Here is a 25,245-nt window from a genome sequence, read left to right as displayed (position 1 = left end):
TGAATGCCGAGCGTTTCGCTCTACGATCGGCGTCCTAGTTCTTGAGGGGGGAAATTCGTGATCAGAAGTCTTGCGGCGCTGAGCGTGCCGCTGTGCCTTGCCGTGCCCGCGGCAGCCCAGAGCGTTCAGGCCAAGCAGTTCGGCGCGCGCGAAATGATCCGCGACGTGAGCGTCTCTCCCGACGGGCAGCGCGTCGCCTTGGTGGTGGCGACCGGAACGCGGGGCACGGGCCTCGTGGTGTCCAGCCCCGACGGACAGCTCAAATCGATCCTCAATTATGCGGGCGATCCGCCGATCCGGCTGAGCAGCTGCGCATGGTCGACTTCGACTCGCCTGGTCTGCACGCTCTTCGGCATCGTCGACCGGAACGGCACCCCGGCCGGCATGACGCGCATGATCGCGATCAACGCCGACGGTTCGAACGCCAAGGAGCTCAGCGCCCGGCAGAAGCTGGGCGAGCTGTACGAGCGCTATTATGGCGGTGGAATCCTCGATTGGCTGCCCGACGATGCCGGCAGCAACGTGCTGATGCTGCGGCAATTCGTTCCCGAGCAGGGAACCGGCACGCTGGTGGCGCAGAAGCGCGAGGGGCTGGGCGTCGAGCGCGTGGATACCATCTCGCTGAAGCGGACGACCGTCGAGACTCCGCGCTCGACCGGCGCCGACTATATCACCGACGGCCACGGGATCACACGCGTGATGGCCACCCAGCCTAGGTTGTCGAGCGGCTATTTCGGCGACGAGATGGTCTATAAATATCGCCGCGCGGGCAGCGAGGAATGGGAGCCGCTCAGCACCGTCAAGTTCACGGGATATCTGAGCAGCGGCTTCTGGCCCGTCGCCGTCGATCGCGACCTCAACGTCGCTTACGGGTTCGACAATGCCGACGGGCGCAAGGCGCTCTACAGGGTCGCGCTCGATGGCAGCCTGAAGCGCGACCTGGTGCTCGCCCGGCCCGATGTCGACGTGGACGGCCTCGTGCGGATCGGACGCCAGCGGCGCGTGGTGGGCGTGAGCTATGCCACCGATCGGCGCCAGGTGAGCTATTTCGATCCGAAGATCAGCGCGCTGGTGACGTCGCTCGGCAAGGCCGTGTCGGGATCGCCGAGCATCGCGGTGACCGATGCCAGCCTCGACGAGAAGAAACTGATCGTGTTCGCGGGGAGCGACCTCAATCCGGGCAGCTATTATCTGCTCGATCAGCCCACCAAGAAGATGGCGGAGATCGCGCCCGTCCGGCCGGACATGGCGGGGGCCAAGCTCGCGAGAGTCAAGGCGATCAGCTACAAGGCGGCAGACGGCACGATGGTGCCGGCCTATCTCACGCTGCCGCCGGGCAGCGACGGCAAGAACATTCCCGCGATCGTGATGCCGCACGGCGGCCCGACGGCACGCGACGAATGGGGCTTCGACTGGCTGTCGCAATTCTTCGCCAGCCGCGGCTATGCCGTGCTCCAGCCCAATTATCGCGGCTCGAGCGGTTATGGCGAGCGCTGGTTCAAGGACAACGGCTTCCGTTCGTGGAAGCTGGCGATGGGCGACGTCAACGATGCCGGCCGCTGGCTGGTGTCGCAGGGCATTACTTCGGCCGACAAGCTCGCCATCGTCGGCTGGTCCTATGGCGGCTATGCGGCGCTCCAGTCGAGCATGCTCGATGCCGACCTGTTCAAGGCGATCACGGCCATCGCTCCGGTGACCGACCTCGAACGGCTTCGCAACGAGCTCAAGGATTCGTCGAGCGACCAGCAGGTCAAGGACATCATCGGCGACGTCTCGATGTGGAGCGAGGCCTCGCCAGCGCAGAATGCGGGGCGGATCAAGGCGCCGGTGCTGCTGTTCCATGGCGACCAGGACCTGAACGTCGCGATCGGCCAGTCGCAGCTCATGGCGTCGAAGCTGCGCGGCGCCGGCCGCAAGGTCGAACTGGTCGAGTATAAGGGCCTCGACCACCAACTCGACGACAGTGCGGTGCGCGCATCGATGCTTGATCGGATCGATCAATTCCTGCGCAGCTCGCTCGGCCTTCCAGCCAATCCCTGAACAAAGAACAAGGGCGGTCCCGAAGGGCCGCCCTTGTTTGTTTTTTGCGTGAAGGCAGGGTTCGGCCGTATCGAACGCCTGCGCTCATCGGTGTTCCCGTCTCGAGCAGGGCGCGCACAGCCCCGCGACCTCGACGAACGCTCGCCGCACGCGGAAGCTCTTTTCCCCGGCGCCGCGACCGATCGCGCCGAAGGGCCTTTCGTCGACGACCACTCCGACAGCGCCGCAGCCCGTGCAGCAGAGATAGACGCCGTGATCGGAAGGCGCCCGGACATAGCCGCGCGCCGAAAGCAGCTTGTGCAGGGCGCCCTGGTCGCAGAGCTTGCGGAGCGAGCGGAATACCAGGCTGACGGCAACGTGCCTCCCTTCCGCGCGCAGCATCTCGGCCAACATGTGCCCGGACAGGGGGCGCCCCTCGCGCTCGATCAGGGCGAGGATCCGGCGGTCCAGCTCGCCCGGCGGCCGGCGCGGGCTAGCCATGGCGGTGCGGGCGACGCCGCCGTCGCCAGTTGCGGATGTGAGCGCTCGCGAGGCAAAGGCTTCCGACGATGGTCGTCGCGGTCTCGGCGGCGCCCGTGAAGCACAGCGCCGCCGCGGCCATCAGCGCCAGTCCGAGGCCGCCGAGGGCGAGGGGCTCGTTCTCCCCATGGCTGCGCCGCCCCGCCGCGAGCGCTGCCGCGGAGGTCGGGATCGCGAAGGCCAGCATCCACAGATGGAAGTCCTCCGGAATCGCGATCAGGCGCGACAGCGAAGGCAATACCGCCAGCAGCAGCGGCAATCCGGCGCAATGAATCAGGCACAGGACCGAGGCGCCGACCGCGGCGCGATCGAGCCAGTCGGTGACGGGAGCGCCTGCCGCCTGCTGTTCGCAGCGCATGCCGTTCTCCAATTATCGTGGTGCGGTTCGGGGGACCGGCGACGTCGGCCGCGCCGCGTTCCGGAGAACGCGAACGCGGGTCGACGCCGCCTTTCCCTGCTGCCGGGGGCTAGAAGCCGACGCGCACCGTCGCGCGCAGGTCGCGGCCCGCGAGCGGCGCGAAGTCCTTCAGGAAGCTCGAATGGCGCCGCGCGTCGACATCGAAGATGTTGTTGGCGCTCAGCAGCAGCGAGATCCTGTCGTTGCCCGCAATCGGCTTGAAGCCGATCGAGGCGTTCACCAGCGTATAGGCGTCGGTCGGCGTCTCGAACGGGGCGATGCGGTCCTGCTCGAAGACGTGCTCGACCTCGGCGCGCGCGGTCAGCCGGTCGGACTGGGCCTCGATCCCGCCCAGCACGCGCGCCGGCGGGATGCGCGGCGCGGGGCTCTGGTCGACGATGGTGGCGCGCACATAGTCGCCCAATGCGTCGACATTGATCGCATAGGCGCCGAGCTGGGCCAGGCGGAACGAGGCGTCGGCCTCGAAGCCGTAATAGCGCGCATCGGCCTGCTGGAACTGGAAGCAGGGCAGATCGACTTCGCGCCCGCTCGGCGCGGCGGCCGTCGCGCAGACCGACGGATCGACCTGGTTCTCCGAGATGTAGTTGGAGAACCAGTTGTAATAAGCCGAGGCGTCGAGGCTGAAGCGGTCCTGGTGGACGTGCAGCGTACCCTCGATGCCCCAGGACTTTTCGAGCGCGAAGTCCGGATTGCCGAGCTCCCAGGACTGGGTTCCGGCATGGCCGCCGCGCGCGAACAGCTCCTCGGCCGAAGGCGCGCGCTCGGTACGCGAGACGTTGAAGCCGATCCGCACGCCGTCGGACAGCGCGTAGGAAAGGCCGGCGGATCCGGAGAAGGCATCGAAATGTCGCTTGCCCGCGAAGAAGCGCGTGTCGCCGGAAAGGGGCGTCGCCTCGAGGTTGCTCGACTCGTAGCGCAGGCCGCCCTCGGCGCGGATCGGGCCCAGATCGAACTGCTGGAGCGTGAACAGGCCGAGCTGGCTGGTACGGTTCTTGGGCAGGAAGGCTTCGTCCCCCACCACGTTGAAGTCGCGGTTGAAATATTGGACGCCCGAGGCCCCGCTCCAGCCGCCGCGCTGCGCCTGGATCAGCTCGAGCCGGCTTTCTATGCCCTTGTTGTAGAAGGCCGTGCCGATTTCGCCGTCCTCCTCGAGCTCGTAGTGGCGATAATTGGCATAGCCCGCGCGGACGCGGATCTTGTCGAGGAAGCCGCCGCCGGTATCGACTTCGCCGCGCAGGTCGACGCGGTTCTGGACCACGCTCAGCCGCGGGGCTTCCTGCTCCTGCCCGGACTCGGTCGCGTAGCGGATCGGCACGCCGTAGAGGCTGTCATAGTGGCTGTACGAAATGCCGAGGCTGCCGGTGTCGGTGATCAGCGAGGCACCGACGCCCGCGGTCCAGGTGCGCGCGGCGGTGTTGGGCAGCGTGCCCTTCAGCGCGGCGGACGCGGCGAAATCGGGATCGTCGGGCGTCGTCGGCCCGGCGGCCGCCGCCAGCGCCGCGGCGCGCGCGCGGGGCGACAGCACATAGCCGCCGATGTCGAGGTCGTCGCTCTTGAGGTAGGAGCCGTCGGCGTGGAGTACGATCTTGCCGAGCCCGACATCGCCGGCCGCGCCGATCGACCGCTCGTTCGCCGCCGAACCGTAGCTGCCGATCGCGTTCACCCGGTAGCCGTTCTCGGGGATCGAACGCGGGATGCGGCTGTCGATCACGTTGACCACGCCGCCGATCGCCGACGAGCCGTAGAGCAATGCCGAGGGACCGCGCACGATCTCGACGCGCTCGGCGAGCAGGGGATCGATGATCACGGCATGGTCGACCGAGGTGTTCGACACGTCGATCGATCCGATCCCGTCGGTCAGCACGCGAATGCGCTCGCCCTGGAAGCCGCGCAGGATCGGGCGCGAGGCGCTGGGCCCGAACGAGGTCGCCGATACGCCGGGCTGCCTGGCGAGCGTCTCGCCGATGCTCGGCCGCAGGTCGCGGGTCAATTCCTCGCCCGAGACAATCGAGGTGCCCGAGAGCACGTCCTTCTCGCTCTGCTGGAGCAGGCCGGTGATGACGATCTCGTCGCCCTGCTTCACGGGTGCGGCCTGATCCTGCGGCGCGGGCGTGGCGGGCGCGTTGGGCGCGGCCGGGTTGGTATCGTCGGGGCCCGCGGCGAAAGCGGCGGCGGGAAAAGCGAGCGCGAGCGAGGCCGCGCCGAGAAGCAATGCGTTACGCATGGAAAATCACTCCAGGAACCTTGTCGTTTCGGGGTTCGGGGCGCGATCTTTCCGGGCGCGGACGACGCGCTCGCGGGATCGCGGCCCTCAGGCCTGGAGCGGCGGCGGCGCCCGGCTGCGCCAGAGGGGCGCGCGCGCAAGCAGATCGAGTGCGTGCAGGCGCGTCGGAGTGATCCGGAAGGCGGCCTCGATCGGGACCTCGATCGATATCGCGGCGGGCAGCAGCAGCGGGCCTGCATGCGCGAGCTCGCGGCAGAAGGAGCAGCCCGCGGCCGAATCGAGCGGCGCGCCGGGCTGCGAATCCCCGACGCCATGGGCGGAGACCGAGACCTGCGCGGCGGCGAGGGGAAGATCGAGGTGGCGATGCACCTGCGCGGCCAGGGCCTGCCACAGGAGCGCCAGGAGCATCGCGCAGAGCAGGGCCGGTCCGGGTCCTTTGGTGCGCGCCGGGGATCGCATGGCCGCACGGCGGCCGGAGCCTGCCGGTACCGCGAGGCCCTTTCGACCGCCTGGCTGCGTATCTGCGCTCAACACACCACCGTTCACTGAGTCATCGCTGCGATGCGGCATAGCTGATATGTTGTAATGTCACATTGCGCAAGGGATGACGATCGCGAAGGCGAGGCCCGGCCTATATCTCGACCTGGCTGCCCAGTTCCACCACGCGGTTCGTCGGCAGCTTGAAGAACTCCATCGCGCTCTCCGCATTGCGGACCATGAGCGCGAAGAGCTTCTCCCGCCAGATCGCCATGCCGGGCTTGGAGGAGGCGATCAGCGTCTGGCGGGCGAGGAAATAGCTGGTGTCCATCAGCTTGAACGGCGCGCCCGCGTCGGAGATCTCGGCGAGCGCGGCCGGCACGTCGATCTCGTCCATGAAGCCATAATGGAGAAGGATGCGATAGAAGCCCCCGCCGAGCTTGGCGACCTTGGTGCGCTCTCCAGGATGGACATGGGGCACCTGCTCGATAGCGATCGTCAGCAGGACGACGCGTTCGTGAAGGACGCGGTTGTGCTTCAGATTGTGGAGGAGCGACGGCGGAATGCCCTCCGCCGACGAGGCGAGGAACACCGCCGTGCCCGGTACGCGCTGCGCGGCGGCACCGGCGGAGCGGACGAACAGTTCGATCGGCATCGCGCTCTCGTCGAGCCGTTCGCGGACCAGCCTGCGTCCCGTCGCCCAGGTCGTCAGCACGGTGAAGGTGACCGCCGCGACGAGCAGCGGGAACCAGCCGCCGTCGGGGACCTTGGTGACGTTCGACGCGAAATAGAGACCGTCGATCAGCAGGAAGGTGCCGGTCACCAGCGCCGCCAGTACGGGCGGCCATTTCCATACCGCGAAGGCGAGGACGCCGAGCATGCAGGCGGTGATGAACATCGTGCCGGTGACCGCGATGCCGTAGGCCGCGGCGAGGTTGCTCGAGCTGCGGAAGCCGAGCACGAGCAGGATGACGAAGATCAGCAAGGCCCAGTTGACGATCGGGACGTAGATCTGCCCCGCAGCCTTCGCGCTGGTGTGGAGGATGCGCAGGCGCGGCAGGAAGCCGAGCTGGACGGCCTGCTGCGAGACCGAATAGGCGCCCGAGATCACCGCCTGGCTGGCGATCACCGTCGCCATCGTCGCCAGGATGACCAGCGGCAGCCGCGCCCAGTCCGGCGCCATCAGGAAGAAGGGATTCTCCGCCGCGCCGGGATCGGTCAGCAGCAGCGCCGACTGGCCCAGATAGTTCAGCATCAGGCAGGGAAAGGCGATGTAAAGCCAGGAAATCGCGATCGCCTTGCGCCCGAAATGCCCCATATCGGCATAGAGCGCCTCGGCGCCGGTCACCGCCAGCACCACCGAGCCCAAGGCGAGGAAGGCCAGCACCGGATCGATCGTGAAGAAGGCGAAGGCATAAGCGGGGTTGAGCGCCCACAACACTTCGGGGGCGCGGGCGATGCCCATGATCCCGAGTAGCGCCAGCACGGCGAAATAGACCAGCATGACCGGCCCGAACAATTTCCCCACCGTCGCGGTGCCGTGCGACTGGATCGCGAACAGGGCGATCAGGATCAGGATCGCGATCGGCAGGACGAGCGGGGTCAGGCCGCTCTGGACCACCGTCAGCCCCTCGACCGCCGACAGCACCGAGATGGCGGGCGTGATGATCGCATCGCCGTAGAAGAGCGCGGTGGCGATCACCCCGAGCATGGTGATGCCGGCGCTCCATCGCCCGATCGAGAGCTTGCGGCTGATCAACGCGAGCAGCGCGAGGCTGCCGCCTTCGCCCTTGTTGTCGGCGCGCAGGATGATGAAGACGTACTTGACCGTGACGATCAGCATCATCGTCCAGAAGATCAGCGAGAGCACGCCGAAGATGTGCGCGGAGTCGACCGCCAGCGGATGATGGCCGACGAAGCTTTCCTTGAGGGCGTATAGCGGCGAAGTGCCGATATCCCCGAACACCACGCCGATCGCGCCGATGGCGAGCGTGGAAAGGGGTTCGTTATGGCCATGAGGCTGTTCGGATTGCGGCGCATCGTCCTGCATTGCGCGGACCTAAGCGCGCGCATGGGCGGCCGCCACAAACTTTACGGCTTCTTTATGCGATCGGCCAACTTCCCCGTGGAAGCTTAATCCCGATCCGCACCACATCGCGTCCGACGATCACTGCAGGGATAAGTGAGGTGCACGCGATTCTGCTTCGTCTGGGAAAGGGCGACCGCTGGTGGGCCGCCGAGATCGCGCTGCGCGCATTCGGCGCGGCCCTGCTCGGTATGTGCGCGGCGGCATCCTGGTGGCTGCGCCGCTCGGTGGCCCAGCCGCCGGCGCATGCGGCCACGCTCCTCGAGTTCGCCCTGGCCGTGCTCATCGTCGCGAGCCTCGCCCTGGGGCTCGCCTTCCTCTTCGAGGGCCCCGGGCTGTTCCGGCTGATCCCGGTGCCCGGCCGCCATGGCCAATTCACGCTCTAGCAGGAGAAACGACCGTGAACGACTTCCTCTGGCTGGCGGTGCTGGCGGGACTCTTCCTGCTGACGCTCGCTTATGTCCGTCTCTGCGACAACGCGTGAGGTGCGCTCGTGACGCTCCATCTCGCACTCGCCGGGCTCACCGCACTGGGCCTGCTCCTCTATCTCGTGGCCGTGCTCGTGCGGCCCGAACGCTTCTGAAAGCCGCGCCATGACCATCCAGGGCTGGACGCTGATCCTCGTCTTCACCTTCCTCCTCGTCGCGCTCGCCAAGCCGATGGGCCTGTGGCTCTTCGCGCTCTACGAAGGCCGCCGCACGCCGCTGCATACGGTGCTCGGCCCCGTCGAGCGCGGCTTCTACCGCCTGGCCGGTATCGATCCCGCCGCGGAGATGGGCTGGCGCCGCTACGCGGTGCACATGCTGCTGTTCCAGCTCGTGCTGCTGTTGTTCACCTATGCCGTGCTCCGCCTCCAGGGCGCGCTGCCGATGAACCCGCGCGGGCTCGCCGGCCTCGGCGCCGACGGCGCGATGAACACGGCGATCAGCTTCACCACCAACACCAACTGGCAATGGTATTCGGGCGAGGTCGCGCTTTCGAACCTCAGCCAGATGCTGGGCCTGACGATCCACAATTTCCTGAGCGCGGCGACCGGCATCGCGATCGCCTTCGCGTTGTTCCGCGGCTTCGCGCGGCGCGAGACGGCGGCGCTGGGCAATTTCTGGGCGGACGTCACGCGCGTCACGCTCTATTTGCTGCTGCCGATCTGCCTTGTCTATGCCGTCTATCTGATCGCAAGCGGGGTGCCGCAGACCTTCCTCAGCAGCGTGGACGCGACCACGCTGGAGGGCGCGAAGCAGGCGATCGTGCTCGGCCCCGTCGCTTCGCAGGAAGCGATCAAGATGCTGGGCACCAATGGCGGCGGCTTCTTCAACGCCAATTCGGCGCACCCCTTCGAGAACCCGACCGCACTCACCAATCTGGTGCAGATGCTCTCGATCTTCGCGATCGGCGTCGGGCTCACCTGGTGCTTCGGCAAGGCGGTGGGCAATCCGCGCCAGGGCTGGGCGATCCTCGCGGCGATGCTGGTGCTGTTCCTCGCGGGCGTCGGCGTGACCTATTGGCAGGAAGCGGCGGGCAACCCCGTGCTCCATCAGCTCGGCGTGCCCGGCGGCAACATGGAGGGCAAGGAGGTCCGCTTCGGCATCGCCGCCAGCGCGCTGTTCGCGGTGGTCACCACCGCGGCCTCCTGCGGCGCGGTGAACGCGATGCACGACAGCTTCACCGCGCTCGGCGGCATGATCCCCCTGTTCAACATCCAGCTCGGCGAGATCGTCGTCGGCGGAGTCGGCGCGGGCATATACGGCTTCCTGCTGTTCGCATTGCTCGGCGTCTTCGTCGCGGGGCTGATGGTAGGCCGCACGCCCGAATATGTCGGCAAGAAGATCGAGAGCCGCGAGGTCAAGCTGGCGGTGCTGGCGATCGCGGTGCTGCCGCTCTGCATCCTCGGCTTCACTGCGCTTTCTGCGGTGTTGCCGCAGGGGCTGGCGGGGCCGCTCAACAAGGGGCCGCACGGCTTCTCCGAGATCCTCTACGCCTATAGCTCGGCGACCGGGAACAACGGCTCCGCCTTTGCCGGGCTGAGCGCGGGCACGCCCTTCTACAACGGGCTGCTCGGCGTCGCGATGTGGATCGGGCGGTTCTTCATGATCGTGCCGGTGCTCGCCATCGCCGGATCGCTGGCCGGCAAGAAATACACGCCCGAGACCGCCGGCTCCTTCCCGACCACCGGCGCGCTGTGGGTGGGGCTGCTCGTCGGCATCATCCTCATCGTCGGCGGCCTGACCTTCCTCCCCGGCCTCGCGCTCGGACCCGTCGCCGATCATCTCGCGACGATCAACGGCCAGCTCTTCTGAAGGCGCCCGACATGACAATTGCATCCTCGATGTTCTCGGCAAAGCTGGTCGTTCCCGCGATCGGCGATGCCTTCCGGAAGCTCAACCCGGCCGAACTGGTGAAGAACCCGGTGCTCTTCACTACCGCCGTGGTGGCGCTGCTGCTGACGCTGCTGCTGGGCCTGGGCGGCGAGGCGCTGCCGGTGGCGTTCCAGCTCCAGCTGATCGTCTGGCTCTGGCTGACCGTGCTGTTCGGCACCTTTGCCGAGGCACTGGCGGAGGGGCGCGGGCGGGCGCAGGCGGCGTCGCTGCGCGCGGCCAAGTCCGAACTGACCGCAAGGCTGCCCGACGGGAAGGTCATCCCCGCCTCGCAGCTGCGCAAGGGGCAGCTGGTGCTCGTCGAGACCGGCGACCTGATCCCCGCCGACGGCGAGGTCGTCGAAGGCGTCGCCAGCGTCAACGAAGCCGCGATCACCGGCGAGAGCGCGCCGGTGATCCGCGAGGCGGGCGGCGACCGCTCGGCGGTGACCGCCGGCACGCGCGTCATCTCGGACCGGATCAAGGTGCGCGTGACGCAGGAGCCGGGGCAGGGCTTTCTCGACCGGATGATCGCGTTGGTCGAAGGCGCCGAGCGGCAGAAGACCCCCAACGAGATCGCGCTGACGATCCTGCTCGTGGGCCTGACGATCATCTTCCTGATCGCAGTCGCCACGATCCCTGGCTTCGCCGCTTATGCCGGCGGGAGCATCCCCGTGGCGATCCTCGCCGCCCTGCTGATCACGCTGATCCCGACCACGATCGCGGCCCTGCTCTCGGCGATCGGGATCGCGGGGATGGACCGGCTGGTGCGCTTCAACGTGCTCGCCAAGTCGGGCCGCGCGGTCGAGGCCGCGGGCGATGTCGACGTGCTGCTGCTCGACAAGACCGGCACGATCACGATCGGCGACCGCGCGGCGAGCGAATTCCGCCCGCTCCACGGCGTCACCGTCGACGCGCTGGCCCATGCCGCCCTGCTCGCGAGCCTTGCCGACGAGACGCCCGAGGGCCGCTCGATCGTCGCGCTCGGCCAAAGCGAACATGGCGTCGCGGCGCGCGTGCTGTCCGAGGGCGCGGAAGTGATCCCCTTCACTGCGCAGACCCGCATCTCGGGCGTGCGGATCGCGGGCGAGCTGATCCAGAAGGGCGCGGTGGATGCCGTGCTCCGCGCCAATCCCGGCGCCGGCGAGACCGCGGCGGCCACCGAGCTGCGCCGCATCACCGACGAGATCGCGCGCTCGGGCCAGACGCCGCTCGCGGTGGCCCGGGACGGCCGGCTGCTCGGCGTCGTCGCTCTCAAGGACGTGATCAAGGCGGGCGTGCGCGAGCGTTTCGCCGAGCTGCGCCGCATGGGCATCCGCACGGTGATGATCACCGGCGACAATCCGCTCACCGCCGCCGCCATTGCCGCCGAGGCGGGCGTCGACGATTTCCTCGCCGAGGCGACGCCCGAGGACAAGCTCGCGCTGATCCGCAAGGAGCAGCAGGGCGGCAAGCTGGTGGCGATGTGCGGCGACGGCACCAACGACGCCCCCGCGCTCGCCCAGGCCGATGTCGGCGTGGCGATGAACACGGGGACGCAGGCCGCGCGCGAGGCGGGCAACATGGTCGATCTCGACAGCGACCCGACCAAGCTGATCGAGGTCGTCGGGCTGGGCAAGCAATTGCTGATGACGCGCGGGGCGCTCACCACCTTTTCGGTGGCGAACGACGTCGCCAAATATTTCGCGATCATCCCGGCGATGTTCGTCGCGCTCTATCCCGGGCTCGGCGTGCTCAACGTGATGGGGCTGGCGTCGCCGCAATCGGCGATCCTGTCGGCGATCATCTTCAACGCGCTGATCATCCCCTGCCTGGTCCCGCTCGCGCTGCGCGGCGTGACCTACCGGCCGATGGGCGCCGGGCCGCTGCTCGCGCGCAACCTCGCGATCTACGGCCTCGGCGGCCTGATCGCCCCCTTCATCGGCATCAAGGCGATCGACCTGGTCGTCGCCGGGCTGGGCCTCGCATAACCAATTTCGCCCCTCCCCTTCAGGGGAGGGGAAGGGGGTGGGGGATGTCTCACCGAGACCGTCGCCTGCGGACAGGCCCCACCCCAACCCCTCCCCTGAAGGGGAGGGGCTTTGAAGGAAGAAGAAAATGCTCAAGGACTTCACCACTGCGCTTCGCCCGGCATTCGTGCTCGCGATCCTGTTCGCGGCGCTGCTCGGGTTGGCATATCCGGCGCTGCTCACCGGGATCGGCCAGGCGCTCTTCCCGGCACAGGCGAACGGCAGCCTGGTCCGCGCCGATGGCCGCGTGGTCGGATCGGCGCTGCTCGGCCAGGCCTTCGCCTCCCCACGCTATTTCCACGGCCGCCCCTCGGCCGCGGGCAGCGGCTATGACGCCGCGGCGTCGGCGGGCTCGAATCTCGGGCCGGCGAGCCGGGCGCTCGCCGAGCGCGTGAAGGCCGATGTCGCGGCCAACCGCAATGCACCAGGCGAGTCGGTCCCCGCCGATCTGGTGACTGCCTCCGCCTCGGGGCTCGACCCCCATATCAGCCCCGAGGCGGCTCTTTCGCAGGCGGCGCGCGTCGCCGCGGCGCGCGGGCTTCCGGTCGAAAGCGTCCGCGCGCTGGTGCGCCAGCATGTGGAAAACCGGCTGCTCGGCTTCCTCGGCGAGCCCCGCGTCAACGTCCTCGCGCTCAATCGGGCGCTCGACAGCCTGCCAGGGAAAGGCGCAAGAGCGGCCGAGTGAGCGACGACCGTCCCGACCCCGAGGCCCTTCTGCGCGCCGCCGCGCAGGAGGCGCGCGGCCGTCTCAAGGTCTTCCTCGGCGCCGCGCCGGGGGTGGGCAAGACCTATGAGATGCTCAGCGAAGGCGCCGCCCGCCTTCGCGCCGGCACGGACGTCGTCATCGGTGTCGTCGAGACCCATGGCCGCGCCGAGACCGAGGCGCTGACCCACGGATATGAGATCGTGCCGCGCCGGCAGATCGACTATCAGGGCCGCACCATCGGCGAGCTCGACGTCGACGCCATCCTCGCGCGCCGGCCGAAACTGGTGCTGGTCGACGAGCTGGCGCACACCAACGCCCCCGGGAGCCGGCACGACAAGCGCTATCAGGACGTCGAGGAACTGCTGGCGGCGGGGATCCACGTCTATTCGACGGTCAACATCCAGCATCTCGAGAGCCTGAACGACGTCGTCGCCTCGTTCACCAAGGTCCGCGTGCGCGAGACCCTGCCCGATCGCGTGCTCGAGAATGCCGAGATCGAAGTGATCGACATCCCGCCCGACGAGCTGATCGAGCGGCTCAAGGAGGGCAAGGTCTATGTGCCCGAGGAAGCGACGCGCGCGCTCGGGCATTTCTTCTCCAAGTCCAACCTGTCCGCCTTGCGCGAACTGGCGCTTCGCCGCGCCGCGCAGGCGGTGGACGCGCAGATGCTCGATTATCTGCGCGCGCATGCGCTGGCCGGGACCTGGGCGGCGGGGGAGCGGCTGGTGGTGGCGGTGAGCGAGCTTCCCGGCGCCGGCGAGCTGGTCCGCGCGACCAAGCGCATCGCCGACGCGCTGCGCGCGCCCTGGACCGCGGTCCATATCGAGACCCCGCGCGCGAAGCGCTTCACCGACAGCGAGAACAGCCGCCTCGCGGCGTCGCTGCACCTCGCCAGCCAGCTCGGCGCGCAGGTCGCCTCGGTGCCCGCCGAATCGGTCCTCGAGGGTCTCAAGCGCTTCACGCGAGAAGCGCGCGCGACGCAGCTGGTCGTGGGCAAGTCGGTGCGTTCGCGCTGGTTCGAGATGCGCCACGGATCGGTGGTCGATCGGCTGGTGCGCGAGACGCCGGGGATCGCGGTGCACGTGCTGCCGATCGCCGAGGCGGAACCGATGCGGCGCGGCCCGGCGCCGCGCGTATCGGGCAACGGCTGGGGCAATCCGGCGGCCTATCTCGTCTCGTTCGGGCTCGTCCTGCTCGTCAGCCTGCTCGGCGCGAGCATCTTCGCCGCCGGCAACATCACCAATATCGGGCTGCTCTACCTGTTGCCGGTGATGGTCGCCGCCACGCGCTACGGCGTGCGCACGGGGATCGTCACCGGGCTCGTCTCCTCGCTCGCCTATAATTTCTTCTTCATCCCGCCGACCCAGACCTTCACGATCCAGGACCCGCAGAACATCATCACCGTACTGGTGCTGCTGGGCGTGGCGGTCGTCAGCAGCCAGCTCGCCGCGCGCGTGCGCGACCAGGCGGTGCTCGCGCAGCGCAGCGCCGCGCAGAACAGCTCGCTCGCCGGTTTCGCGCGCCTGCTCACCGGCGTGAGCAAGCGCGACGAACTCGGCCAATTGCTCTGCGCCGAGGTCGCGCGCCTGCTCGACGTCAACACCGTACTGCTGCTGCCGGTCGCCGGGCAGCTCGAGCTCGCCGCCGCGTTCCCGCCCGAGGACCGGCTCGAGGCGATCGAGCAGGCGGCCTCGCGATGGGCGTTCGATCACAATCAGCCGGCGGGGCGCGGCTCCGACACGCTGACTGCGTCCGAATGGCTGTTCCACCCGCTCGCCGCGGGAGGCCGCGCGCTCGGCGTGCTGGGCCTGGCGCGGCCCGACGCGGGCGCGCCGCTGCGATCGGATCAATTGCCGCTCCTGCTCAGCCTGCTCGACCAGGCATCGCTCGCCTTCGAACGGATCGCGCTCGAGGCCGAGATGGCGACGGTGACGCAGCTCAAGGAGCGCGACCGGCTGCGCGCAGCCTTGCTCTCCTCGATAAGCCATGATCTGCGCACCCCGCTGACGACGGTGCTCGGGATGCTCGCCGAGATGCGGCCCGCGTCGGACGAGCAGGCGGGTCAGATCTCGGCGGCGCGCGCCGAGGCCGAGCGGCTCCATCGTTTCGTCGCCAATCTGCTCGACATGGTGCGGATCGAGACGGGCTCGCTCCTCCAGTCGATCGAGCCGGTCGACCTCGCCGACGCGGTCACCGCCGCGGTGCACGATCTGCGCCGCACGCTCGACGACCGCGCCATCCGGCTCGACATCTCGCCCGAGCTGCCCTTCGTGGCGGTCGATCCGCAGCTCTTCCACCATTGCCTGATCAACCTGCTCGAGAACGCCGCCAAATATGGCGATCCGGCGAGCCCGATCACGATCGCCGCGCAGCGCCGGCGCGAGGGGTTGACGCTCAGCATATTGGACGAGGGGCGGGGCCTCCCGCCGGGAGAGGAGACGCGCATCTTCGAGACCTTCGCCCGGATCGAGGGATCGGACCGCAAGGGCGGCACCGGGCTCGGCCTCGCCATCGTCAAGGGTTTCGCCGAGGCGATGGGGTTGCGGGTCAGCGCCTCCAACCGGAGCGATCGGCCCGGCGCCTGCTTCACGATCCATGTTCCCGAAGCGCAATTGAGGAAGGGAGCGGCGAGCGAATGAGCCAGCAACCCAAGATCCTGGTCGTCGACGACGAGCCTGCGATCCGGCGCCTGCTCGGCACCGGCCTCGCGCGCGCCGGCTATCGCGTGGTCGAGGCGGGCAGCGCGCGCGACGCGCTGACCGCCGTCCAGATCGACAAGCCCGAGGCGGTGCTCCTCGATCTCGGCCTGCCCGATCGCGACGGGCTGGAGCTGATATCGCTCGTCAAGGCCGCGGGAGCCGCGGTGATCGTCGTCTCGGCGCGCGACGCCACCGATCAGAAGGTGACGGCGCTCGACCTGGGTGCCGACGATTACGTGACCAAGCCCTTCGACACCGAGGAAGTGCTGGCGCGCATCCGCACCGCGCTGCGCCACCGGCTCTCGATCGGCGCCGAATCGCCGGTCGTGCGCATGGGCGATGTCGAGATCGACCTCGCGGCGCGGCTGGTGAGCAAGAGCGGCGTGGAAGTCCATCTGACGCCGAAGGAATATGGCTTCCTCGCGGAGCTGGCCCGGCATCCGGGCCGCGTCGTGACGCACGTCCAGCTGCTGCGCAGCGTCTGGGGTCCAGGGCACGAGAGCGACGTGGAATATCTGCGCGTCGCGGCGCGTGGGGTGCGCAAGAAGCTCGAGGACGAGGGCGTGACGTCCTCGGCGATCCGCAACGAGCCGGGCGTGGGGTACCGGCTGATCCTCTGATCCATTCCGCTATCGGGTCACCCCAGACGGCGAAGGACCAGCGTCGTGACCGAGCGCGGCGGCGCGACCTGTCCTGACTGACGCTGGGTACGTCGGGTGGCGTCGGTCACGATCGCCTCCACTGACCATCCGTTGCCCGGCTCGACCGACAATCGGCGCGGATGGAGGCCGGGATTCACATGCACCAGCACGAGCGTGCGGCCGTCGGGCGAGAGCGCTCCGGCGGTATCCATGTCGTCGACCGGGACCAGCCGGTAGCCGGGGCGGATGTAGCGGCTGAACTGCGCCATCACCCAGTACTTGGCCGTGACGTGCAGCCGGTGCGGTCCCTTGTCGGGTGCGGCGAGATCGGCCTTCACCAGGCCCCAGTTCGATCCCGGCCTGCCCCCACGTGCGCTCAGTTCCTCGACGGCCTGCCAGAATATCCAGGCGGCGGGCTCGAGCCGCTTGAGATCGAGCACGACATGCTCTGCAAAGGCGAGCGCCGAGGCCATGCCCTCGAAATCCTCGGGGTCCTTGGCGAGCGGCGTGTCGTTCTCGCTCATCCACAGGCGGATCCCCGCCGCGCGGGCGATGTCGCGCACCGCGGTCTGGTGGACCACGTCGTAGCTGTGGACGTTGAGCTGGCCGACCAGCGCGCGCGCCGCGGGCGGGTAGGCGGCCCAATCCTCGACGAACAAATGCGAATTGGTCTCGTCGGGCGCGGCGATGATCGTCGCCAGGCCGCGTGCCTTCAGCGCCTGTGCCGTCGCCGCGATCATCGCCGCCTGGCGCTTCGGGCTCCAATGCGCGCCTTCCTGCCGGTTCGCGGCATGCCAGTAATCGGTGTTGGGCTCGTTGAAGGGCGAGAGCGTGCGGAAGCGGATGCGGTGGCGCCGCTCGAGTTCCTCCACCACCCGCGCCAGATAGGTCGCGAAGGCGGCTTCCTGGCCGGGACGCAGATTGTCGTCGGTTCCCTTCGCCGCGCCCGATACGCGGCCGCTCACGGTCATGAACCAGGGCGGCGAATTGGAGAACGCCTCGAAGATCGGCTGCTCCACCCGCGTGCGGATCGCGTCGAGCCACCAGCGCTGGTTGGCGTCGGCGGACCAGTCCCACATCGCGGGGTCCTCGGCGCGCCACCAGTCCGTGCCGCGCGCGCCCGGCGGTCGGCGCCAGAAGCCGGGTACGGCTCCGCCCGCGCGCAGATAGGGTGGCGTATCCGCGGCATTCCCGCCGCCGATATTGTAGCGCGCGATCGTCCAGCCGAGACCCTCGGGTCCGTAGAACAGGTCGGCAAGCCGCGCGCGGTCCGGTTCGGGCCAGCCGCCGGTGACGTTGGCGAACCAGGCGAGCGCGGTGCCCCAGCCCTCGAATTCGGTGCCCGGCCGGTCGATCGCCGGGCGCAGGGTGAGCGAGACCGGGCGCTCGGCGGCCGGCGGGGCCTGCTGCGCCTGCACGGGCGCCGCAACGAGCAGCGCCAGCGCGCAGGCCAGCCGGATCATGCGGTCACCTTGTACAGCCCCGCGCCATGGGCAGGCAGCATCCGCTCGATGCGCCCGCGCGCCGGCCCCTCGTCGCGCCCGGCCCAGAGGTCGCGGACGTTCGAAGCCGCCGCGATCCCCAGCTGCGCCATATCGATGCCGACGCGCCGCGCGTCCTTGCCGGTGTTGAACAGAGCGAGATAGTGCGCCCCGTCGGGTGCGCGCGCGGACCAGATGCGCGACCCGTCCTCGACGAAATAGGGCCGGTTGGCGCTGCTCGCCTGGTTGACGGCGAGCACTTCGCGGTTGGTCAGCAAGGCGAGCGTCGCCGCGTCGAGATGGCGCAAATCGCCGCCCATGATCAGCGGGGAGCGCGCGATCGACCAGAGCGTCATCAGCGTGCGCTGCTCGTCGGGGGTGAATTTGGTGTCGCGCTCGCCCAGCGCCAGCTTGCCGAGCGGCAGCATGTCGGCGTCGGGCCAGCCGCCGCGGCCGATATGCGGGCTCCAATTCTCGAGCCGCGTGAACTGCGCCTCGAGCATCGTCCAGTCGTCCCAGAAGTCGTCGGAGATCCGCCACATCTGCGCGTGGCGCCGGACATGGTCGGCGCGTACCACCGGCGTCTCGCCGGGGGAGAGGCTGAGCAGGATCGGCCGTCCGCAGCGCGCGATCGCCAGGTGAGCTGCCTCGATCTCGGCCGCATGCGCGTCATAGGGGCGGCTCATATCGTCCATCTTGACGAAATCGACGCCCCATTCGGCGAAGAGCCGGAAGACGCTGTCATAATATGCCTGGGCGCCGGGCTTGCGCATGTCGACGCCGTACATGTCGGGGTTCCACGAGCAGATGCTGCTCGTATCGGCGATCCGGCGCGCGGTCGTCCGGGTGCCGAGCACCGGCAAGTCGCGCTCGACCGCGAGGCGCGGGATGCCGCGCATCAGGTGCACGCCGAACTTGAGACCCATCGCGCGCAATTCGGCCGCGAGCGGGGCGAAGCCCTTGCCGCCGGCGCTCGACGGGAAGCGGTTGGGCGCGGGGAGCAGCCGGCCATGGCCGTCCATCACCGGCACCGGCTTGGGATTGTAGGTGTAGCTCTTCGCGTCGGGCTCGTACCATTGGATGTCGACGGTGAAGATGTCGTAGCCGGACGGGAGCAGCTTTTCGGCCATGATCCGCGCGGTCTCGCGCACCTGCGCCTCGGTGATGGTGGTGGCGAAGCTGTTCCAGCTGTTCCAGCCCATCGGCGGCCGGGGCGCCAGCGGGGCCGGGGCGGCGGCTTCGGCCGCTCCAGGCATGGCCGAAAGCGCCCCCAGCATCGCACCGCCCTGCAGCAGCCCGCGCCGGCTGACCGCCGCCCTCTGATCCTTCGGTGCCGTCACTCTCGCTCTCCTCGCTCCCGTTCCCGCACTCGGTTCGTCGCACTGCCGGAACGACTAGTGGTTTTCTCACTTGTCATATTAATCAGAATTCGCGGTAATAATAATCAGATTTATTTCGATCCGGGTATAAAGCCGGACGTGAGGAGGAGGAAGGGCATGCGGGCATTCAAGTTCCTGGTGGGCAGCTCGATCGTCGCGGTGGCGACGATGGGACTCGGCGCGACGGCGGCGGCGCAGGAAGCCGCGCAGCCGGCCGCCACGCAAGGCGCGGGGCAGACGGAGGATGCCGAAAGCCAGGGCGAGATCCTCGTCACCGGCGTGCGCGAGAGCATCCGTTCGGCGCAGGCGATCAAGCGCGATTCCGACCAGGTCGTCGATTCGGTCCAGGCGCAGGATATCGGCAAGCTGCCTGACGCCAACACCACCGAGGCGCTGCAGCGCATCCCCGGCGTGCAGATCCAGCGCCGCTACGGCGAAGGCGCGACCGACTTCGACCATCGCACCCAGCCCGCGGTCACCGTCCGCGGCCTCACCCAGGTGCAGAACTTCCTCGACGGCCGGGCGGTCTATTCCGCGTCGGGCGGCCGTGCCTTCGATCTCGAAGGCGTCCCGCCCGAGCTGCTCGCGGGCATCGACGTCTACAAGAACGCCCCCGCCAATATCATCGAGGGCGGCGTCGGCGGCGCGGTGAACCTGCGCACGCGCAGGCCGTTCGATGCGCCGGGCCAGGTGATCAGCGCCACCGTGCGCGGCAGTTATTACGACCGGGTAGACAAGTTCGGCGGCGCGGTATCGGCGCTCTACAGCAACCGGTTCGATACCGGGATCGGCGAGATCGGCTTCCTGCTCAACGCCGTCTACAGCAAGAGCCAGTATCGCCAGGACGGCCTGCTCGCGGGGCCGTTCGACACGGTCGCGGCCGGCTCGATCGCCGGGGCGCCTGCGAACGCGCAGGTGCCCTACGGCTTCGAGATCTACGACGATACCGGCGATCGCAAGCGCCTGGGCGTCGCCGCCGCGCTGCAATGGAAGCCCAGCGAGGACGTGCTGCTGACGGCGCAATATCAGGGCACCAAATATTGGTTCAACCGCACCGGCGCTTATTATTACGACTATAACAACCGCTCGAACGTCCGCGACGCCAACGGCAACGTGACGAGCTACGGCACCGATCCGCTGCCGGGCGCGACCTTCGAGTTCAACGACGAGGGCTATGCGACCAAGGGCTCGCTGCGCAACCAGACGTTCGAGACCGGCCGCTTCGACCAGGAGCTGTGGAGCGCGAGCAACAATTTCACGCTCAACCTGGACTGGCAGGCGAGCGATCGCATCAAGATGAATTTCGACGCCCAGTATCTGACGTCCTATTACAATGCCGATCGCAACGGCCACGTCCTGTCGCTCTACACCCAGTCGGGGCAGAACGCGCTCACCACGCCGCACAGCACGATCGTCGATTTCGACCTGACGGGCAAATATCCGCGCTGGGACGTGCGTGATCCCAATTTGCTCAACAATCCGGCCAACTACACCACGCCGTACATCGCGGACTCGCTCCAGCGGAACGACGCCGACACCTACGCCCTGGCCTACAATCTCGAATATGAGACCGACTCGGCGTTCCTCTCCAAGCTGCGCGGCGGCCTGCGCTATGCCGACAGCAGCATCTATCTGCGCGGGACCTGGCACGGCGTCTGCGTGACGTCGCTCGGTGCCGATCCGAACTGCTCGGCGCCCTCGGGGACGCCGCTCGTCCCGCTGTCGCAGAATCCCGAGCTCGCGATGCCGGGCCCGTCGAAGAACTGGTTCGACGGCAACACGGTGGTCGGCGGCCTGCTCTATCCCGCCTTCCCGGCCGGAGACGGCGTCTGGGCGCAGACCAAGGCGCTCTATGCCCTGCTCGGCGCGCAGACCAAGGACGACTTCACCCCCGGCGATCTCAACACCCAGACCGAGAAGACCTTCACCGCCTGGGGGATCGCCGATTATGCCTTCGAGCTCGGCAGCGTCCGGGTCGATGGCGGCGCGGGCGTCCGCCTGGTGCGGACCAAGGCGACCTCGCGCGGCACCCAGTTCAACTCGGACGGCACCTCGAGCCCGATCGCGATCGACAACAGCTACACGCGGGCGCTCCCGAGCTTCAATCTCCGCGCCCGCTTCGGCGACGAGTTCCAGATGCGCTTCGCTTATTCGAAGGGCCTGGCGCGGCCCAATTTCGACCAGCTCTCGACCAATCTGACGCTCAACAACCCCAACCAGGTCAATCCGGTCACCGGGCGGCCGAGCGCGAGCTCGGGCAATCCGCGCCTCCGCCCGATCGAATCGGACAATTTCGATCTGACCGCCGAATGGTATTTCGCACCCGCCGGATCGCTGACGGCCGGCCTTTTCTACAAGAAGGTGAAGGGTTTCCTTGCCGGCGGCACGGTGGTCGGGAGCTTCAACGGCATCGACTATGACGTGAGCACCGTGGTCAACTCGGGCGACGGCGAAGTGAAGGGCGCTGAGATCGGCTACCAGCAATTCTTCGACTTCCTGCCAGGCCTTCTGAGCGGCCTCGGCGTCCAAGCCAACTACACCTATGTCGACAGCAGCGTCTCCAACCCCTTCTCGACCCCGGGATCCAACATCCCGCAGCAAGTGCCGCTCGAGAAACTGTCGAAGCACAGCTACAATATCGTCGGCCTGTACGAGAAGGGACCGGTCACCGCGCGCGTCGCGTGGAGCTGGCGCTCGAGCTATCTCGACCAGACGACCGGCAGCGGCGCGAACGGCATTCCGCAATATGCCAAGCCCTATGCCTCGCTCGACGCATCGCTGAGCTTCGACCTCAACAAGCATCTCGCGGTGTCGATCGACGCGGTGAACATCAACAACCGGATGAACGTGCTCTACATCGGCACGCCGGCGGCGCCGCTGCAATATCAGCTCAACGATCGCCGCTTCGGGCTATCGTTGCGGGCGACCTATTGACCTGAGTGCACAGAAGCCGTTCGAGCGGCGCGACGAAGCAAGTGAAGGGGGCGGGGAATGCGGTTTGGATATCTGGCGGGGGCGGCGCTGATCGGCCTGGCGGGTGTGGCGGTGGCGCAGAACGCGCCGCGGGTCGATCCGGTACAGGTCGACCCGGCCCGGCCCGATTGGGAGAATCCGGCGGTCAATGCGCGCGGCAAGCTGCCCGCGACCGCCACGCATTTTCCCTATGAGAGCCGCGCGCTCGCGCTCGCCGGCAATCGCGCCAAGTCGCGCCGCTTCCTTTCGCTCGACGGCGAATGGCGCTTCCATTTCACCGACGATGCCGATGCGGCCCCCGCCGGCTTCGAGCGGCCCGAGCACGACGTGTCGGGGTGGAAGACCATCGCCGTCCCCGCGATGTGGCAGGCCAAGGGCTTCGGCCAGCCCAAGTACAACAACATCACCTATCCCTTCCCCGCCAACCGCCCGCTCGTGCCCCGCAAGGGCAACGAGGTAGGCTCCTATCGCCGCACGGTCGCGATCCCGGCGGACTGGAGCGGCCAGGACGTGATCCTCCAGATCGGTGCGGCGGGATCGGCCTATCGCGTCTGGGTGAATGGGCAGGAAGTCGGCTATTCCGAGGATTCGAAGCTGCCGAGCGAGTTCGACGTCACGCGCTTCGTGCGGCCGGGAAGCAATATTGTCGCCATCCAGGTGCATCGCTGGTCCGACGGAAGCTATCTCGAGGACCAGGATTTCTGGCGCGTCTCGGGGATCGAGCGCTCGGTCTGGATGCGTGCGGTGCCCAAGGCGCGGGTCGACGACCTGTTCGTCAAGGCCGGGCTCGACGCGTCGTTCCGCGACGGCACGCTCGACACCGAGCTGCGCCTGACCGGCACGGGCGGGCCGATGACCGCGCGCATGACCCTGCTCGACGGCAAGCGCGCGCTGCTGGTGCGCGAGGCCAGGGTGGCACAGGGGGCGACCAGCGCGACCCTGTCGGCCGCGGTGCCGGGCGTCCGGCCCTGGTCGGCCGAGACGCCCAATCTCTACACCCTGCTCGTCGAGCTGGTCGACGCCCAGGGCAAGGTGGTCCAGGCGACGCCGCAGCGCATCGGCTTCCGCACCGTCGAGATCCGCGACGGCCGGGTGACGGTCAACGGCCGTCCGATCACGATCCGCGGCGTCAATCGCCACGAGCACGATCCCGAGACCTTCCACGTCATCTCCGAGGCGTCGATGCGCCGCGACATCGAGCTGATGAAGAAGAACAACATCAACGCGGTCCGGACCTCGCATTATCCCAACGACCCGCGCTGGTACGCGCTCGCCGACGAATATGGCCTCTACGTCATGGACGAGGCGAACATCGAGAGCCACGCGTACATGGATTACGCGAACAAGCATCCCGAGCTGCGCCAGAAGCTCCAGATCGGCTTCGATCCCGCCTGGGAGGACGCGCATGTCAGCCGCGTCATGAACATGGTCGAGCGCGACAAGAACCACCCCTCGGTGATCTTCTGGTCGCTCGGCAACGAGGCGGGGATCGGCCCCAATTTCGAGAAGGCCGCCGCCGCGATCCGCAAGCGCGACCCGCGCCGGCTCGTCTCCTATCTCGGCTGGGGCACGCTCGACTGGGAGCACCAGCCCAACGCCTATGTCGATATCTATGCGCCGATGTACGACGATATCGAGAAGATGGTCGACTGGGCGAACGACCCGACGCGGACCCAGCCGATGATCCAGTGCGAATATGCCCATATGCAGGGCAATTCGGGCGGGAACCTGAAGGACTATTGGGACGCGATCTACGCCCATCCGCACAAATTGCAGGGCGGCTTCATCTGGGACTGGGTCGACCAGTCGATGTACCGCTATACGAAGGACGGTCGGCGCTATTGGGGCGACGGCGGCGAATATGGCCCCAATCCGGGCGGCGATGTGGAGTTCGGCGACGGCCTCATCCAGCCTGACCGCACGCCCAACCCGCATCTCTACGAGGTGCAGAAGGTCTATGCGCCGATCCAGTTCGAAGACTTCGATCCGGCCAGCGGCCGGCTGACCGTGCGCAACCGCCACGACTTCGTCGACCTGTCGCGCTTCGACTTCGACTGGGTGGTCGAGGAGGACGGCGTCACGGTCGCCTGGGGCCGATTGCCCGCATTGGCCACTGCCGCGGGGACGAGCGCGACGGTGCCACTCGCGCTGCCGGCATTCCCGCGCAAGCCCGGCGCCGAATATTTCCTCACCGTGCGCGCCCATGCCAAGCAGGGCGCGGTGCCGCTGATTCCTGCCGCCTATGTCGTCGGCTGGGAGCAGTTCGCGCTGGGATCGAGCGCCGCGCCCGAGCCCGCGCGCGCGGGCCAGGTGGCGCTGGCCGAAGATCGCGACGCGATCCGCCTGTCGGCGGGCGGCGCGACGCTGGTGATCGATCGCGCGACCGGGCTGGTCGATCGCTACGAGGCCGGCGGCAAGCTGCTCGCCAAGGGCGGCGCGCCCAATTTCTTCCGCGCCGAGACCGACAACGACACGCTGACCGGCACCGTCGGCCAGCAGACGCCCTGGAAGGCGATGACCGAGGCGCGGCAGGTCCGCGCCATCGCCGTGCGGCGCGACGGCGACGCGGCCGTGGTCACGGTCGATCACGAGCTGGGGGCGGGCGCGGCGCGCTTCGTCACCACCTATCGTATGGCGGGCGACGGCTCGGTCGCGGTGGACGGCGCGCTCACGCCGCTCAAGGACGACCTGCCGCCGCCGGTGCGGGTCGGCCTGTGGTACACGATGCCGAGCGCGATCGGGACGGTCCAATGGTATGGCCGCGGGCCGCACGAGAGCTATGTCGACCGCAAGACCTCGGCGCCGATTGGCCTGTGGCGCGGCGCGATCGCCGAGCAGAACCACGATTACATGCGGCCGCAGGACACCGGCAACAAGATGGACGTGCGCTGGATGGAGCTGTCGGGCGGCGGCCAGGGCCTGCGCGTCACCGGCGCGACGCCGCTGATGATGCAGGCGCTCGCTTTCCCTTATGCCGACCTCTATCGCCGCCCACCGGGCACGTGGAAGTCGACCGACATCGTCGCGCACGGGGAGACGAGCCTGCTGATCGACGGCGCGCAATGGGGCGTCGGCGGCGACACCGCCTGGAACCATGTCGGCCAGCCGCTGATGCGCTATCGCACCAGGCTCGAGCCGACCCGCGTGGCGTTCCGTTTCGAGCCCTTCACCGGCAGCGGCACGCATAGCGACAAGGCCAGGCCGGCGCGGGCGACCGAGCCGCAATGAGTCCTGGCTCC

At 68.3% G+C, this 25,245-nt stretch carries 17 protein-coding genes; 10 read left to right on the top strand and 7 right to left on the bottom strand.

What is annotated here, in order from left to right; genetic code table 11:
- Positions 1–57: 57 nt before the first annotated feature.
- Positions 58–2,040 (top strand): alpha/beta fold hydrolase, encoded by a 1,983-nt coding sequence (locus MT490_RS00270; RefSeq protein WP_297383192.1) that lies wholly within the window; start codon positions 58–60, stop codon positions 2,038–2,040.
- A gap of 84 nt (positions 2,041–2,124) precedes the next feature.
- Here the strand turns inward: MT490_RS00270 and MT490_RS00265 are convergent, their stop codons facing one another.
- From MT490_RS00265 to MT490_RS00245, 5 genes are all read right to left on the bottom strand, one after another.
- Complete coding sequence (locus MT490_RS00265) at positions 2,125–2,520, bottom strand: hypothetical protein (protein WP_297383190.1); 396 nt, start codon at positions 2,518–2,520, stop codon at positions 2,125–2,127.
- Positions 2,513–2,917, bottom strand: a complete 405-nt coding sequence (locus MT490_RS00260; protein ID WP_297383188.1) for a MerC domain-containing protein — start codon at positions 2,915–2,917, stop codon at positions 2,513–2,515. The genes MT490_RS00265 and MT490_RS00260 overlap by 8 nt, the downstream gene beginning before the upstream one ends.
- A 109-nt stretch (positions 2,918–3,026) precedes the next feature.
- Positions 3,027–5,201, bottom strand: a complete 2,175-nt coding sequence (locus MT490_RS00255) for a TonB-dependent receptor (RefSeq protein WP_297383186.1) — start codon at positions 5,199–5,201, stop codon at positions 3,027–3,029.
- A gap of 87 nt (positions 5,202–5,288) precedes the next feature.
- Positions 5,289–5,660 (bottom strand): hypothetical protein, encoded by a 372-nt coding sequence (locus tag MT490_RS00250; protein ID WP_297383184.1) that lies wholly within the window; start codon positions 5,658–5,660, stop codon positions 5,289–5,291.
- Between the two features lie 172 nt (positions 5,661–5,832).
- Positions 5,833–7,728, bottom strand: a complete 1,896-nt coding sequence (locus tag MT490_RS00245) for a potassium transporter Kup (RefSeq protein WP_297383182.1) — start codon at positions 7,726–7,728, stop codon at positions 5,833–5,835.
- Between the two features lie 137 nt (positions 7,729–7,865).
- On the opposite strand from MT490_RS00245, the gene MT490_RS00240 reads away from it, so the two are divergent.
- From MT490_RS00240 to MT490_RS00210, 7 genes are all read left to right on the top strand, one after another.
- The gene (locus tag MT490_RS00240; RefSeq protein ID WP_297383181.1) at positions 7,866–8,150 is read left to right on the top strand and encodes a hypothetical protein; all 285 of its coding nucleotides are present in this window, start codon (positions 7,866–7,868) and stop codon (positions 8,148–8,150) included.
- Between the two features lie 107 nt (positions 8,151–8,257).
- Positions 8,258–8,347: a potassium-transporting ATPase subunit F gene (locus MT490_RS00235; protein WP_135982904.1), complete on the top strand. Its 90-nt coding sequence runs from the start codon at positions 8,258–8,260 to the stop codon at positions 8,345–8,347.
- 10 nt (positions 8,348–8,357) lie between these two features.
- Positions 8,358–10,061 (top strand): potassium-transporting ATPase subunit KdpA, encoded by a 1,704-nt coding sequence (gene kdpA / locus MT490_RS00230; RefSeq protein ID WP_297383177.1) that lies wholly within the window; start codon positions 8,358–8,360, stop codon positions 10,059–10,061.
- Between the two features lie 11 nt (positions 10,062–10,072).
- Positions 10,073–12,088: a potassium-transporting ATPase subunit KdpB gene (gene kdpB, locus MT490_RS00225; protein ID WP_297383176.1), complete on the top strand. Its 2,016-nt coding sequence runs from the start codon at positions 10,073–10,075 to the stop codon at positions 12,086–12,088.
- Positions 12,089–12,215: 127 nt separating this feature from the next.
- Entirely contained in the window at positions 12,216–12,812 is a 597-nt protein-coding gene (gene kdpC, locus MT490_RS00220) for a potassium-transporting ATPase subunit KdpC (protein WP_297383174.1), read from the top strand.
- Positions 12,809–15,472: a sensor histidine kinase KdpD gene (locus MT490_RS00215; protein WP_297383172.1), complete on the top strand. Its 2,664-nt coding sequence runs from the start codon at positions 12,809–12,811 to the stop codon at positions 15,470–15,472. The genes kdpC and MT490_RS00215 overlap by 4 nt, the downstream gene beginning before the upstream one ends.
- The gene (locus MT490_RS00210) at positions 15,469–16,152 is read left to right on the top strand and encodes a response regulator transcription factor (protein ID WP_297383170.1); all 684 of its coding nucleotides are present in this window, start codon (positions 15,469–15,471) and stop codon (positions 16,150–16,152) included. The genes MT490_RS00215 and MT490_RS00210 overlap by 4 nt, the downstream gene beginning before the upstream one ends.
- Positions 16,153–16,169: 17 nt before the next feature.
- On the opposite strand, the gene MT490_RS00205 is transcribed toward MT490_RS00210, so the two are convergent.
- Positions 16,170–17,636 carry a glycoside hydrolase gene (locus tag MT490_RS00205; protein ID WP_297383168.1) on the bottom strand — a complete coding sequence of 489 codons (1,467 nt, stop codon included), beginning with the start codon at positions 17,634–17,636 and terminating at the stop codon, positions 16,170–16,172.
- Positions 17,633–18,931 carry a glycoside hydrolase family 27 protein gene (locus MT490_RS00200; RefSeq protein WP_297383654.1) on the bottom strand — a complete coding sequence of 433 codons (1,299 nt, stop codon included), beginning with the start codon at positions 18,929–18,931 and terminating at the stop codon, positions 17,633–17,635. Before MT490_RS00200 ends, MT490_RS00205 begins: the two co-directional genes overlap by 4 nt.
- A gap of 219 nt (positions 18,932–19,150) precedes the next feature.
- Between MT490_RS00200 and MT490_RS00195 the strand changes: the two genes are divergently transcribed.
- On the top strand, positions 19,151–21,967 hold the full coding sequence (locus MT490_RS00195; RefSeq protein WP_297383165.1) for a TonB-dependent receptor: 2,817 nt from the start codon (positions 19,151–19,153) through the stop codon (positions 21,965–21,967).
- Between the two features lie 57 nt (positions 21,968–22,024).
- A complete protein-coding gene (locus MT490_RS00190) occupies positions 22,025–25,234 on the top strand; it encodes a glycoside hydrolase family 2 TIM barrel-domain containing protein (RefSeq protein WP_297383163.1) in 3,210 nt (1,069 codons plus the stop codon).
- The last annotated feature ends 11 nt before the right edge of the window (positions 25,235–25,245 follow it).

Source organism: Sphingomonas sp., assembly GCF_026460985.1.
Taxonomy (GTDB): domain Bacteria; phylum Pseudomonadota; class Alphaproteobacteria; order Sphingomonadales; family Sphingomonadaceae; genus Sphingomonas.
The sequence above is the reverse complement of the archived record's forward strand: the minus strand, read 5'-3'. Positions and strand labels throughout refer to the sequence as shown.